The organism is Pseudomonas lalkuanensis, from assembly GCF_008807375.1.
In the GTDB taxonomy this organism is placed as follows: Bacteria; Pseudomonadota; Gammaproteobacteria; order Pseudomonadales; family Pseudomonadaceae; genus Metapseudomonas; species Metapseudomonas lalkuanensis.
In genome coordinates this window covers 4,782,156-4,795,005 of sequence record NZ_CP043311.1, presented here as the reverse complement: position 1 = coordinate 4,795,005, position 12,850 = coordinate 4,782,156, and the positions used below count along the sequence as shown (strand labels likewise).

Here is a 12,850-nt window from a genome sequence, read left to right as displayed (position 1 = left end):
GGGCGATCGGCAGCCTGTTCCCGGCCAGCTCCAAGGCAGCGCCCGCGGCGGCGGCGGACGTGATACCAGCGGATATCGTCGCCATGGATGCCGTGACGCTTTCCCGCGCCATCAAGGCGCGCCAGGTGTCCTGCCGGGAGACCATGACCGCCTATCTGACGCAGATCGAACGACTCAACCCCAAGGTGAATGCGATCGTCTCGCTGCAGGATGGCGATGCCTTGCTGAAGCAGGCCGAAGAGCGCGATCGGCAACTGGCGCGTGGCCAGTACCTGGGCTGGATGCACGGCATGCCGCATGCCGTGAAGGATCTCGCGGCTACCGCCGGGATACGCACGACCTATGGCTCGCCCCTGTTCAAGGACTATGTGCCCAAGCACGACGAAATCTACGTCGAGCGCATCAAGGGCCAGGGCGCGATCGTCATCGGCAAGACCAACGTGCCGGAATTCGGCATGGGCTCCAATTCCTATAACCAGGTCTTCGGGATTACGCGCAATGCCTACGATCAGAGCCGCATCGCCGGCGGAAGCAGCGGTGGCGCGGGGGTAGCCCTGGCCCTGCGCCTGGTGCCGGTGGCCGATGGCAGCGACATGATGGGCTCATTGCGCAATCCCGCCGCTTTCAACAATGTTTTTGGCTTCCGCCCTTCCGCGGGTTGCGTACCCTCCGGGCCGAGCAAGGAATTGTTCCTGGGCGACCTGGCCACCAACGGGCCGATGGGGCGCACGGTGACGGACCTCGCGATGCTGCTGTCCATCCAGGCGGGCCATGACCCGCGCTCACCCTTGTCGATCCAGCAGGATCCGGCACGTTTTGCCGAACCGCTCAAGCGCGACTTTCGCGATACCCGCATCGGCTGGCTCGGCGACTTCAATGGCTACTTGCCGATGGAGGAGGGCGTGCTGGAGCTGTGCCGTGGTTCGTTGAACGCTTTCGAGGCGATCGGTTGCAAGGTCGAGGACGCCGAATTGAATTTCGCGCCGCAGCGTCTCTGGCAAGCCTGGCTGACCCTGCGTCATTCGCTTGCCGCGGGCGAAGCAGAGGCTTTCCCTGACCCCAAACTGCGTGCGCTGATGAAGCCCGAACTCCTCTGGGAAATCGACAGCGGCAAGAACATCAGCGCCCGCGAGCTGTACAAGGCGTCGGTCGAGCGCAGCGCGTGGTACCAGGCCATTTGTGAGCTGTTCAAGCGCTACGACTACCTGGTTCTGCCCACTGCGCAGGTGTTTCCATTCGACGCCAGTGTGCATTGGCCGAAGAGCATCGCCGGCAAGGCGATGGATACCTATCACCGCTGGATGGAAGTGGTCATCCCTGCATCGCTGGCCGGCTGTCCCGCCATGAGTGTTCCGGCCGGCTTCAATGCTGAAGGCTTGCCCATGGGCGTGCAGATCATCGGCAAGCGCGAGGCTGATCTTGCCGTGCTGCAACTGGCCTATGCCTATGAACAGGAGACGCAATGGGTTCGGCGTGTCCCGCCGGCCTTGCTCAAGGTGTGATCGACAGCGCCGGATCGGCCCCCCGGTGAAACGCACCTGCTCCCTGCTGCACGGACCATCGTGGCGGTCCCCGACACGCGAACCTGAGCGACGGACGGTTCGCCATCCAGTACCTCGGTGAAGCGTCTGGCTACTACCATCGGCGGATACCCAGGTTGAGAGTCTAATCAGGTGGAAATCCGGATCTGGCAAGGCGACATCACGACCCTGGAGGTAGGCGCCATCGTCAATGCGGCCAACTCCTCGCTGCTCGGTGGCGGGGGCGTTGACGGCGCCATCCACCGCGCTGCCGGTCCCGAACTCCTCGCCCATTGCCGCACCCTTGGCGGCTGCCCCACGGGCGAGGCGAGGATCACGCCGGGCTTCCGTCTGCCGGCTCGTTTCGTGATCCACACCGTCGGGCCGGTCTGGCACGGTGGCAGCCATCGCGAACCCGAACTGCTCAGCAACTGCTACCGCAACTGTCTGGCCCTGGCCGAAGCCGAAGGGCTGGCCAGCATTGCCTTTCCGGCGATCAGCTGCGGGGTGTATGGCTATCCGCTGCAGCTGGCGGCGCGGATCGCAGTGGCTGAACTCAAGCGGCCGAGGCCGGCGGGCAGCAGCTTGCGTGAAGTGCTGCTGGTGGCGTTCGGCCAGGACATGGTCTTCGTCTATCAGGACGCTTTGGCGTAGGTTCGTTTTCGACGCCTGCACGGACAGTACCCACTCTCTTCGGGAGTGGGTTGTGGGGTGAGGGAAACTGCCAGCCGCGCGGACCTTCCCTCACCCCCGGCCCCTCTCCCGGAGGGAGGGGGGAGAAAGCAACCGCAGCCCGTTGAACACCACCAGCAGGCTGGCGCCCATATCGGCGAACACCGCCATCCACAGCGTGCCTTCGCCCATCAGGGTCAACGCCAGAAACACAGCCTTGATGCCCAGGGCCAGGCTGATGTTCTGCATCAGCACGGCGTGGGTACGGCGGGACAGGCGGATGAACTGCGGCAGCTTGCGCAGGTCGTCGTCCATCAGCGCCACGCCGGCGGTTTCGATGGCGGTATCGGTGCCGGCGGCGCCCATGGCGAAGCCGATGTCGGCACGGGCCAGCGCCGGGGCGTCGTTGATGCCGTCGCCCACCATGCCCACCGGCACGCCGCCGGACTGGCGCCGACCGATCTCCGCCAGCTTGTCTTCCGGCAGCAGGTTGCCACGGGCGTCGTCCATGCCGACCTGGCTGGCGATGGTCTGGACGGTGTGCGGGTTGTCTCCGGAGAGCATCAGCGTCTTCACCCCCAGCGCATGGAGCTGGCCGATGGCTTCGCGACTGCTGTCGCGCACGGTGTCGGCGACGGCGAACAGCGCCAGCACGGCGTGTTCACTGCACAGGGCCACCACCGTCTTGCCCTGTGCTTCCAGGGCGTCCAGGCGGGTTTCCAGCTCGCTGGAGCACAGGCCGAGTTCTTCCACCAGGCGGTGATTGCCCAGGTGATAGGTACGCCCGTCGATCAGGCCGGTGACGCCGCGGCCGGGAAGGGCGGCCAGGCGTTCCACGGCGTAGAGCGCAATGTTGTCGGCTTCGGCGGCACGGGCCACGGCCTGGGACACCGGGTGGTCCGAGCGGGCGGCCAGGCTGGCGGCCAGGGCGCGGGGATCCTGTTCGTGCGCCCGCAGCAGTTCGATATCGGTCTGGCGCGGGCGGCCTTCGGTCAGGGTGCCAGTCTTGTCCAGGGCCACCCAGGCCAGCTTGCGGCCGAGTTCGAGGAACACCCCGCCCTTCACCAGGATGCCGCCACGGGCAGCCGCGGCCAGACCGCTGACGATGGTCACCGGGGTGGAAATCACCAGGGCGCAGGGGCAGGCGATCACCAGCAGCACCAGGGCGCGGTACAGCCAGTCCAGCCAGACACCGTCGAACAGCAGTGGCGGCAGCAGGGCGGTGAGCACGGCAATGAGGATCACCACCGGCGTGTAGATGCGGGAGAACTGGTCGACGAAGCGCTGGGTCGGCGCCCGTGAGCCCTGGGCCGCTTCCACGGCATGGATGATGCGTGCCAGGGTGCTGTCGTTGGCGGCACGGGTGGCGCGGTATTCCAGTTCGCCTTCGCCGTTGATGGTGCCGGCGAACAGCGGATCGCCCAGGTCCTTCTCCACCGGCAGGCTCTCGCCGGTGATGGGGGCCTGGTTGACGCTGGAGCGACCGCCCAGCACTTCGCCGTCCAGGGCGATGCGCTCACCGGGACGGACCCGCAGGCGGGCACCAGGCTGCACGTCGCGGGCCGGGCGCTCGCGCCACTCGCCATCCTCGAACACCGTGGCCTGTTCCGGGGCCAGTTGCAGCAGGCCGCGAATGGCATCCCGTGCCCGCTCCAGGGAGCGCGCCTCGATCAGTTCGGCGATGGCGAACAGCACGCTGACCATGGCCGCTTCGGGCCATTGGCCGATCAGCAGGGCGCCGGTCACGGCGATGCTCATCAGCGCGTTGATGTTCAGGTTGCGGTTTTTCAGCGCGATCCAGCCCTTCTTGTAGGTGGGCAGGCCAGCGCCGAGGATGGCGAGGATCGCCAGTCCCGCCGTCAGCCATTGCGGCCCGCCCCCGAACCATTCGCAGGCTTCCGCCGCCAATGCGGCCAGGCCAGCCAGGGCCAGCGGCCACCAGGGTTTCTTCGCCTGTGCCGGTGCGGCGGCCGGAGCGCCTTCAGCGAGGGGAACGGCCTGCATGCCCAGGCTCTCGATCAGGCGCTGCAGGGGTTCCACGTCTTCGAAGCGATGGCGCACGCGCAGCAGGCGCTGCATCAGGTTGAATTCCAGCGCTTCTATGGCCTGGACCTTGCCCAGCGCATCGCGGATCAGGCGTTCCTCGGTGGGGCAGTCCATGGCGTCGATGCGCAGGCTGCTCCAGCGTGGCTCCGCGGTGGCGGCAATTCCGGCCAGTTCCGGCGTGGCGTTACGGGGCGCATGGTCATGCTCGTGGCAGCAATGTTGGCTCATCGGGTCAATTCCTGTTTGACGCTTCGAGTGGCATTGCACACCCTGTAGCAACTACAGAGTCAAGCGGAGTCAGGCAATGAAAATCGGCGAACTGGCCACCCTCACCGGATGTCCGGTGGAAACCATCCGCTACTACGAGCGCGAAGGCCTGCTGCCGGCGCCCTCGCGCAGCGCCGGCAATTACCGGCAATACGACACGGCGCACGTGGAGCGCCTGTCGTTCATTCGCCACTGCCGCTCGCTGGACATGACCCAGGAGGAAATCCGCGCGCTGCTGGCTCTGCGCGATTGTCCCGAGGCTGATTGCGGCACCGCCAACCGGCTGATCGAGGAACACCTGCACCACGTCGAGGTGCGCATCGCCGAGCTGCAGTCCCTGCGCGACCAGCTCAAGGATCTGCAGGCACGCTGCAACGGCGACGGCGCCAGCCAGGCCTGCGCCATCCTTCGCGAACTGGAACAGCCCGGCCCGCCGCCGGTGACCAGCGACGACTGCGCGCACGCCGGGCACCTGCACGTACCCGGCGTGCATCGGCGGGGGTGACGACTGCCGTGCCCGGTCAGTGATTGGCGGCGTCGCGCTGATCGCTGAGCTGCTGCAGGTAACGGCGTGAAAGGGCCAGGAAACGCGGTGTCGGCCCAATGTCTTCGTAGAGCGGGTCGCCCTGTTCATCGGTGGCGACCACCTGGCTGCCCCTGACGTAGGGGAAGCTGGCCTCCAGCTCCTCCAGGGCGGCGCCCACCAGTTCACCGATGAGTTCCTCGACGCTGCGCTTGGGGTACATCTCGGCCAGCGCCGCGAGCCGGGCGGCGGACTCCAGATCCAGGTGAATGCTGTATTCGCTGCGGGTCAGGCGACCCTTGGCGTTCTGCTCCCAATGGCGGACCAATTCTCTGATCTTCATAGACACCTCATCCTCTTCCCACATGGTGGTGGGTGTTTTCGAGCTCCGGGCGATCTCGGCCACCCGGGAGTCGTCATTCGTGATGGCGGCTAAGGTTCAGACTAGCTCGCGGGAGCGTTCGGATACGCCGTTCGTCGCACCCTTGTATCTGCATGGCGCTATCGGCAATCTGAAGGACGCACACAGCTACGGAGGGAAGGCAATGGCCGAAATCGACGCGCGTCTGCGTGAGGATGTCCACCTGCTCGGCGAGTTGCTCGGCGACACGATCCGTGCCCAGTTGGGGGACGCCTTTCTCGACAAGATCGAACGCATCCGCAAGGGCGCCAAGGCTGCGCGCAAGGGCTCGGCCCAGGGCGAGCGGCAGCTCAACGAGACCCTCGATGGCCTCACCGACGACGAACTCCTGCCGGTGGCCCGTGCGTTCAACCAGTTCCTCAACCTGGCCAATATCGCCGAGCAGTACCACCGCATCCGCCGGCGTGCCCCGGATGAGCCGCAGCCCTTCGAAGACCGCGTGCTGGGCGACCTGCTGCAACGCCTGCTCGCCGCCGGCCACGCCCCGGAACAGCTGGCCCGGCAGCTGGCGCGCCTGGACATCGAACTGGTGCTGACCGCCCATCCCACCGAAGTCGCCCGCCGCACCCTGATCCAGAAATACGACGCCATGGCCGCGCAACTGGCGGCCCAGGACCACACCGACCTCAGCGACGACGAGCGCGAGAGCGTGCGCCTGCGCCTGTTGCGCCTGATCGCCGAGGCCTGGCACACCGAGGAAATCCGTCGCAGCCGGCCGACCCCGGTGGACGAGGCGAAGTGGGGGTTCGCGGTGATCGAGCATTCCCTCTGGCATGCGCTGCCCAAGGTGCTGCGCCATGTCGACCAGGTCCTGCATGCCGCCACCGGACTGCGCCTGCCACTGAGTGCCGCGCCGCTGCGCTTCGCCTCCTGGATGGGCGGCGACCGCGACGGCAATCCGAATGTCACCGCCGCCATCAGTCGCCAGGTGCTGCTGCTGGCGCGCTGGATGGCCGCCGACCTGTACCTGCGTGACGTCGAGCACCTGGCCGCCGAGTTGTCGATGCAGCAGGCCAGCGATGAGCTGCGCGTGCGCGTGGGCGTACATCCCGAGCCCTATCGCGCGGTGCTCAAGCAACTGCGCGATCGCCTGCGCGCGACCCGCGCCTGGGCCGAAGCGGCGCTGGACAGGGACATTCCGCCTGGCCCCGAGGTGCTCCATGAAAACAGCCAGCTGCTGGAGCCCCTGGAAATCTGCTACCACTCCCTGCACGCCTGCGGCATGGGCGTGATCGCCGACGGTGCATTGCTCGACTGCCTGCGCCGTGCCGCCACCTTCGGCCTGTTCCTGGTGCGCCTGGACATCCGCCAGGACTCCGGCCGCCACGCCGCCGCCCTGGGAGAAATCACCGATTACCTGGGGCTCGGCAATTACGCCGAATGGAACGAGGAAGACCGCCTGACCTTCCTCCAGCGTGAACTCGACAACCGTCGTCCGCTGCTGCCGCCGCACTACCGGCCATCGGCCGACACCGCCGAAGTACTCGCCACCTGCCGGGTGGTGGCCAATGCGCCAGCCGCTTCCCTGGGCTCCTACGTGATCTCCATGGCCGGGGCACCCTCCGACGTGCTGGCAGTGCAACTGCTGCTCAAGGAGGCCGGGTTGCAACGGCCGATCCGCGTGGTGCCACTTTTCGAAACCCTGGCCGACCTGGACAACGCCGGCCCTGCCATCGAGCGGCTGCTCGGCCTTCCTGGCTATCGCGCGAGGCTGCACGGTCCGCAGGAGGTGATGATCGGTTACTCCGACTCGGCCAAGGACGCCGGTACTGTGGCTGCCGCCTGGGCGCAGTACCGTGCCCAGGAACGCCTGGTGGATATCTGCCGCGAGCATCAGGTGGAGCTGCTCCTGTTCCATGGCCGCGGTGGCACCGTGGGGCGCGGCGGTGGTCCTGCCCATGCGGCCATCCTGTCGCAACCGCCCGGGTCGGTGGCGGGACGCTTCCGCACCACCGAACAGGGCGAGATGATCCGCTTCAAGTTCGGCCTGCCCGGCATCGCCGAGCAGAACCTCAACACCTACCTGTCCGCCGTGCTGGAGGCGACCCTGTTGCCGCCACCGGAACCCGAGCCGGCCTGGCGTGCCGCGATGGACCGCCTGGCCGCCGATGGCGTGGCGGCCTATCGCGCGGTGGTGCGCGAGCATCCGCAGTTCGTCGAGTATTTCCGCCAGGCCACGCCGGAGCAGGAACTCGGCCGGCTGCCACTGGGCAGCCGGCCGGCCAAGCGCCGCGCCGGTGGCGTGGAGAGCCTGCGGGCGATTCCGTGGATCTTCGCCTGGACCCAGACGCGCCTGATGCTGCCGGCCTGGCTGGGTTGGGAGGCGGCCCTGGCCAACGCCGGGCAACGTGGCGAAACCCCGCTGCTGGCGCGGATGCGCGAGCGCTGGCCGTTCTTCGCGACGCGCATCGACATGCTGGAGATGGTCCTGGCCAAGGCGGACGTGAATATCGCTGCGCTCTACGACGAACGGCTGGTGCCGGAAGAGCTGAAACCGCTGGGTGCGCAGTTGCGCGACCTATTGTCGCAGGCGCGTACTTCAGTACTGGCCCTGACCGGCCAGTCCGAGCTTCTGGCACAGAGCCTGGAGACCCGCGAAGCCATCAGCGTGCGCAACACCTACCTGGACCCGCTGCACCTGCTCCAGACCGAGCTCCTGGCCCGTTCCAGACGCTGCGAGCAGCATGTCGAAGGCCCGCTGGAACAGGCCCTTCTGGTCAGTGTGGCGGGCATCGCGGCGGGGTTGCGAAACACCGGCTGAGGCCGTTTTAGCGCCTACTTCCGGCGTCTTGTGCGCTATAGGGGCGCTGTGTATCTTGAACGTCCTTTTGGCCCGACAGCGACGCCGAAATACCCATTCTGAGATTGGCCCCATGAGGCGAATCCGACCGATTCGAAAACAAAATCTTTGAGGAGCACATCGATGCGCGTGATTCTGCTGGGGGCCCCTGGTGCCGGCAAAGGTACTCAAGCCGGTTTCATCACCAAGAAGTTCGGCATTCCGCAAATTTCCACCGGCGACATGCTGCGCGCAGCGGTCAAGGCCGGTACCGAGCTGGGCCTGCAGGCCAAGAGCGTCATGGACGCGGGTGGCCTGGTATCCGATGACCTGATCATCAACCTGGTCAAGGAACGCATTGCCCAGCCCGACTGCGCCAATGGCTTCCTCTTCGACGGTTTCCCGCGCACCATCCCTCAGGCTGAAGCCATGAAGGAAGCCGGCGTGACCATCGACCACGTGGTCGAAATCGCCGTGGACGACGAGGAAATCGTCAGCCGTATCGCCGGTCGCCGTGTACACCCGGCTTCCGGCCGCGTCTACCACACCGAGCACAACCCGCCGAAGGTCGCCGGCAAGGACGACGAAACTGGCGAAGACCTGATCCAGCGCGACGACGACAAAGAAGAGACCGTGCGCAAGCGCCTGTCGGTCTACCACTCCCAGACCAAGCCGCTGGTGGACTTCTACCAGAAGCTCTCCGCCGCCGAAGGCACCCCGAAGTACAGCGCCGTTGCCGGCGTTGGCTCCGTGGACGAGATCACTGCCAAGGTACTGGCCGCTCTCAGCTGAGGCGCAGTTCGTATCTGACCAACGGCCCGCTTGCGGGCCGTTGGCGTTTATAATGCCCGCCTTTTTTCCTGCGTCTGGACCGATCGATGACCACTCTGCTGGCCCTGGATACCGCCACTGAAGCCTGCTCCGTTGCCCTGCTGCATGACGGCAAGGTACTCAGCCACTACGAGGTGATCCCGCGCCTGCATGCCCAGCGTCTGCTGCCGATGATCCAGGCCCTCCTGGGCGAGGCGGGCCTGCCGCTGGCCGCGGTGGATGCCATCGCCTTCGGCCGCGGCCCCGGCGCCTTCACAGGTGTGCGCATCGCCATAGGCGTGGTCCAGGGGCTGGCGTTCGCCCTGGATCGTCCGGTGCTGCCGGTGTCCGACCTGGCCGTGCTGGCGCAGCGTGCCCATCGCGAGCAGGGCGTGGCCCAGGTTGCCGCCGCCATCGACGCACGCATGGACGAGGTTTACTGGGGCTGTTACCGCCTGGAAGCCGGCGAAATGCGCCTGGCGGGCGTGGAAGCGGTGCTGCCGCCCGAACAAGCCCTGCTGCCACGCGATGCCAGCGGCAACTGGTACGGCGCCGGCACCGGCTGGGGCACCTTCTCCGCGCGGATTCCGGTGCAGGTTTCTGGCCAGTCGCCGGACCTGCTGCCTCATGCCGAGGACCTGCTGGCCCTGGCCCGCTTCGCCTGGGCGCGGGGGGAAGGCCTGCCCGCCGATCAGGCGCAGCCGGTCTACCTGCGCGACAACGTCGCCACGCCCAAGGCGCCGAACTAGAATCAATTCATGCCGTCTCCGCCGCGGATTGCCAACGCCGGGGCGGACGGCTAGAGTCCTCCCGCATTCATTTCGAAACGCCAGCATTGCCGAGCAGTAACCGATGCGCATCGACGGCTTCAACTCTTCCTATCCGCTGGAGCGCAGCCCCCGCCAGGGCAGCGCGGTCACGCCTTTCCGCGAGATCCAGCGTGAGGAGGAGGCTCGCCGCGAACAGCCGAGCACACCGTCCTCTACCCAGGGTTACGAGCAGGCTCCGCAGTCCCGTCGCGTACAGGCCGGCAATGGTTCGACCGACAGCCTCCCGGTGCGTCCCCAGGACCTGATCCAGCAGCGCAACATGAGCAACCGCGCTGCACAGGCCATCGCCAGCTACAGCACCACCGCCCGCATGACCGCCGAATACGACGCCCCCGAAGTCCTCGGCCTCGACCTCTACGCCTGATGCTGCCTTATCACCTGGGCTGCCCGTCGTGGAACGAGCCGGCCTGGCGCGGCAACTTCTATCCTGCCGACTTGCGTCCCGCCGAGACCCTTGGCCACTACTGCCAGGTGTTCAATGCCGTGGAAGGCAATACCACCTTCTACGCCCGGCCATCTGCCGAGACTATTCAGCGCTGGGCGCAAACCATGCCGGAGGGGTTCCGCTTCTGCGCCAAGGTGCCGCGCGACATGAGCCACGAAGGCGATCTGCGCGACCAGTTCACCGCCACTCAGGACTTTCTCCAGCTGCTCTCGCCCCTGGGACCGCGTCTGGCACCGCTCTGGCTGCAGTTGCCGGCGGCCTTCGGGCCTAACCGGCTCGGCGAGCTGGCTTGCTGGCTGGACGAGTTCAGTCACCAGTCCATTGCGGTGGAAGTGCGCAATCCGGCCTTCTTCGACAAGGGCGACGCCGAGCGGGTACTCAATCGCCTGCTGCATGAGCGCGGCGTAGAGCGCATCTGCCTGGATTCGCGGGCCCTGTTCAGCGTCCGCTCCCAGGACCCGGCGGTGCTCCATGCGCAGTCGAAGAAGCCGCGCGTGCCGGTTCGACCCACCGCCTTCAGCGCCAGTCCGCAGGTGCGTTTTATCGGCGGGCCTGACCTGGACGCCAACCAGCCGTTCCTCGAACCCTGGCTGGACAAGGTGGCCGGCTGGATCGAACAGGGCCTGACGCCCAACGTTTTCCTGCACACCCCGGACAATCACCTGGCGGCAGCCCAGGCCCTGCGCTTCCATGCAGCCCTTTGCGAGCGCCTGCCCGGACTGCCGGCCCTCCAGCTGCCGCAACCGCCTGCCGAACAGCTCGGTCTCCTGTAAACCTTGGGCTAGGCTATCGGCCTCTGTTCGCAGATTCCGGAGCCTGCCATGACCACCCAAGCGCAACGCGGCGAAGCCTTTGCCGCCCTGCACCATGCCCCCGGCCTGTTCGTCCTGCCCAATCCCTGGGATGCAGGTTCCGCCAAGATGCTCGCCCACCTGGGATTCTCCGCCCTGGCCACCACCAGCGCCGGCCTTGCCTTCGCCCTGGGCCGGCGTGATGCCGAAGGTAATGTCAGCCGCGAAGAAACCCTGGCCAATGCCCGAGACATAGTCGAGGCGACGCCCTTGCCAGTAGTGGCGGACCTTGAGAACGGCTACGGCGATCACCCCGAAGACTGCGCACAGACCATCCGCGCGGCGGCTGCGGCAGGGCTGGTGGGCGGTTCCATCGAAGACGCCAGTGGCCGGGACGGGGACCCGATCTACTCGCTGGAACTTGCCGTGGAACGCATCCGCGGCGCAGTGGAAGCGGCTCGCAGTCTCGGGTTCGCCTTCACCCTGGCGGCACGGGCCGAGAACTTCCTGCACGGACGTCCGGACCTCGACGACACCCTGCGCCGGCTGGTGGCCTATGCAGAAGCTGGCGCCGATGTGCTTTACGCCCCTGGCCTCACCACCCGCGAGCAAATCAGGGAAGTGGTTCATGCAGTGGCGCCAAGACCGGTGAACGTGCTGGTGGGCTCGCCCAGCCTGAAACTGGGCCTGGACGAGCTGGCGGAACTCGGGGTCAAGCGGGTCAGTGTTGGTTCGAATCTGGCCCGAGTCGCCCTGGGGGCGTTCCACCAGGCGGCCGAAGCCCTGCGCCGGGGCGATCTTGCGCCCCTGGGACAGGCGATGCCCTTCGACCGCATCAACGACTTGCTCAGGTCCTGAGCGGCGAGTCCTTTCTCTCACGGGCCATTGGGACGCTGGCGACAGGCTCTGGCAGAATGCGCGGGTTTTTTACCGGTCAGGCGATTGCGTCCATGAGTGAAGATTCCGTCAGGGTAAGGGCCGAGGCCCTGGAACCGGCCTATGCCGAAGCGCTGGAGGCCTGGGCCGTGCGCCTGGGGCTGCCGCGCGAGGGCGAGGCGGACTTCGCCCTGCAACTGGGCGGCGACGGTCTGCAATTGCTGCAACTGGGCCCCGATTCACCGGGTCCTGTCAGGGTGGATTTCGTCGAAGGTGCAGCCGCCCATCGGCGCAAGTTCGGCGGCGGCAGCGGTCAGATGATCGCCAAGGCGGTAGGCGTGCAGCCCGGCGTCCGCCCGACGGTGCTGGATGCCACGGCGGGGCTGGGGCGCGATGCCTTCGTCCTGGCGACCCTGGGCTGCGGCATGACCCTGATCGAACGCCAGCCGCTGATCGCCGCCTTGCTCGAGGACGGCCTCGCCCGCGCCGGCCGGGACCTGGACTCCGCCGCCATCGTCGCGCGCATGCATCTGTTGCAGGCCAATGCCATCGAGCTGATGCGCAGCTGGCAGGGCGAAGCGCCCCAGGTGATCTACCTCGACCCGATGTTCCCGCACCGCGACAAGAGCGCGCTGGTGAAGAAGGAAATGCGTCTGTTCCGCCCCCTGGTGGGCGACGACCAGGATGCACCGGCGCTGCTGGAGGCGGCCCTGGCCCTGGCCAGTCACCGCGTGGTGGTGAAACGCCCGCGCAAGGCGCCGATCATCGAGGGCGCCAAACCGGGCTATGCGCTGGAAGGCAAATCCAGCCGGTACGACATCTATCCGAAGAAGAAACTCGGAACCTGAAGCAGCGCCACCCTCAGGTGGC

Annotated in this window: 12 protein-coding genes; 10 read left to right on the top strand and 2 right to left on the bottom strand. The window is 66.9% G+C overall.

What is annotated here, in order from left to right:
- Positions 1 to 83: 83 nt before the first annotated feature.
- A complete protein-coding gene (locus FXN65_RS22150; protein WP_244620775.1) occupies positions 84 to 1,502 on the top strand; it encodes an amidase in 1,419 nt (472 codons plus the stop codon).
- 171 nt (positions 1,503 to 1,673) lie between these two features.
- Positions 1,674 to 2,174 carry an O-acetyl-ADP-ribose deacetylase gene (locus FXN65_RS22145; RefSeq protein WP_151136438.1) on the top strand — a complete coding sequence of 167 codons (501 nt, stop codon included), beginning with the start codon at positions 1,674 to 1,676 and terminating at the stop codon, positions 2,172 to 2,174.
- A 90-nt stretch (positions 2,175 to 2,264) separates the two neighbouring features.
- Here the strand turns inward: FXN65_RS22145 and FXN65_RS22140 are convergent, their stop codons facing one another.
- Complete coding sequence (locus FXN65_RS22140; protein ID WP_151136436.1) at positions 2,265 to 4,466, bottom strand: heavy metal translocating P-type ATPase; 2,202 nt, start codon at positions 4,464 to 4,466, stop codon at positions 2,265 to 2,267.
- 76 nt (positions 4,467 to 4,542) lie between these two features.
- On the opposite strand from FXN65_RS22140, the gene cadR reads away from it, so the two are divergent.
- The gene (cadR, locus tag FXN65_RS22135) at positions 4,543 to 5,010 is read left to right on the top strand and encodes a Cd(II)/Pb(II)-responsive transcriptional regulator (protein WP_151136434.1); all 468 of its coding nucleotides are present in this window, start codon (positions 4,543 to 4,545) and stop codon (positions 5,008 to 5,010) included.
- 16 nt (positions 5,011 to 5,026) lie between these two features.
- On the opposite strand, the gene FXN65_RS22130 is transcribed toward cadR, so the two are convergent.
- A complete protein-coding gene (locus FXN65_RS22130; protein WP_151136432.1) occupies positions 5,027 to 5,371 on the bottom strand; it encodes a pilin assembly protein in 345 nt (114 codons plus the stop codon).
- 202 nt (positions 5,372 to 5,573) lie between these two features.
- Here FXN65_RS22130 and ppc point away from each other — a divergent pair, with 202 nt between their 5' ends.
- The 7 genes from ppc (at position 5,574) to FXN65_RS22095 (ending at position 12,828) form a co-directional block, all read left to right on the top strand.
- A complete protein-coding gene (gene ppc, locus FXN65_RS22125) occupies positions 5,574 to 8,210 on the top strand; it encodes a phosphoenolpyruvate carboxylase (RefSeq protein ID WP_151136431.1) in 2,637 nt (878 codons plus the stop codon).
- A 162-nt stretch (positions 8,211 to 8,372) separates the two neighbouring features.
- Positions 8,373 to 9,020, top strand: coding sequence for an adenylate kinase (gene adk / locus FXN65_RS22120; RefSeq protein ID WP_151136429.1), 648 nt, complete (start codon positions 8,373 to 8,375; stop codon positions 9,018 to 9,020).
- Between the two features lie 86 nt (positions 9,021 to 9,106).
- Positions 9,107 to 9,787 carry a tRNA (adenosine(37)-N6)-threonylcarbamoyltransferase complex dimerization subunit type 1 TsaB gene (gene tsaB, locus FXN65_RS22115; protein WP_151136427.1) on the top strand — a complete coding sequence of 227 codons (681 nt, stop codon included), beginning with the start codon at positions 9,107 to 9,109 and terminating at the stop codon, positions 9,785 to 9,787.
- Positions 9,788 to 9,890: 103 nt separating this feature from the next.
- Positions 9,891 to 10,232 carry a hypothetical protein gene (locus FXN65_RS22110; protein ID WP_151136425.1) on the top strand — a complete coding sequence of 114 codons (342 nt, stop codon included), beginning with the start codon at positions 9,891 to 9,893 and terminating at the stop codon, positions 10,230 to 10,232.
- Positions 10,232 to 11,086: a DUF72 domain-containing protein gene (locus FXN65_RS22105; protein ID WP_151136423.1), complete on the top strand. Its 855-nt coding sequence runs from the start codon at positions 10,232 to 10,234 to the stop codon at positions 11,084 to 11,086. The genes FXN65_RS22110 and FXN65_RS22105 overlap by 1 nt, the downstream gene beginning before the upstream one ends.
- A 48-nt stretch (positions 11,087 to 11,134) precedes the next feature.
- Positions 11,135 to 11,962 carry an isocitrate lyase/PEP mutase family protein gene (locus FXN65_RS22100; RefSeq protein ID WP_151136421.1) on the top strand — a complete coding sequence of 276 codons (828 nt, stop codon included), beginning with the start codon at positions 11,135 to 11,137 and terminating at the stop codon, positions 11,960 to 11,962.
- A 92-nt stretch (positions 11,963 to 12,054) separates the two neighbouring features.
- Complete coding sequence (locus FXN65_RS22095) at positions 12,055 to 12,828, top strand: class I SAM-dependent methyltransferase (protein WP_151136419.1); 774 nt, start codon at positions 12,055 to 12,057, stop codon at positions 12,826 to 12,828.
- Positions 12,829 to 12,850 lie beyond the last annotated feature (22 nt).